This window comes from Oleiphilus sp. HI0067, from assembly GCF_001635735.1.
Genome location: NZ_LWFI01000518.1, coordinates 1 through 853 on the forward strand (window position 1 = coordinate 1; position 853 = coordinate 853).

Annotated in this window: 1 protein-coding gene; it reads left to right on the plus strand. The window is 46.9% G+C overall.

The genetic code is table 11. The annotated features are described in order from the left end of the window. Window positions 1-82: 82 nt before the first annotated feature. Window positions 83-853: anhydro-N-acetylmuramic acid kinase (locus tag A3739_RS06135; protein ID WP_068500694.1), on the plus strand; the 771-nt coding region annotated here is incomplete at its 3' end.

Sequence of the window (853 nt, forward strand, 5' to 3'; positions counted from 1 at the left end):
GAAGTTGAGCTCTTCTCGCTTCAAACAAAGCCTCTCTTAGCGCAACTAGATACCCTGCGTGAAAACTTTCAGCTAGCGCTGAATGATCAGTAGCCTTGTGACCACCAGCCAACAACTCTATATAGGCTGCATTTCAGGCACTAGCATAGACGGCCTTGATATTGCCCTCGTTAAATTCGAGGACAATAAGATCCATACAGTTCAATCTGATTGCATAAAACTACCGGAAAAATTGCGACACGCCTTATCCCAACTCTGTGATTCAAACTCTGATGAAGAGCTAGAGCGTTTTGGTCGAGTAGATCATGAACTGGGGAAGTTCATTGGTAAAAGCACGAACGACTTCCTAACTCGCCTAAACATCAATCCGGAAAGCGTTACGGCTATAGGAAGCCACGGACAAACCATCCGCCATCGCCCAGAAGGTCCAACACCCTTCTCCATCCAAATTGGTAATGGACATGCCATCGCGGAACACTCAGGCATTATGACGATCAATGACTTCAGAATGGCAGACATGGTCTGCGGCGGCCAAGGCGCACCTTTGGTCCCCGCATTTCATGAGGCTATATTTTCGAGCAAAGACGCACACCATTTCATTATCAACCTAGGCGGAATTGGCAACATTAGCGTGATCCCAGAGGGTCACATGCATAACAGCTATGGATACGATATTGGGCCCGCAAACACTTTGCTTGATCGTTGGATAGAGTGCCACAAAGACAAAGATTATGATGAAAACGGCGCATGGGCTAGCTCTGGAAAAGTGATTCCTAGCTTATTAAAGTGCTTATACAGCGATCCGTTTTTCTCCGCCCCAGCTCCTAAAAGCACCGGTCGAGAATACTTCAAT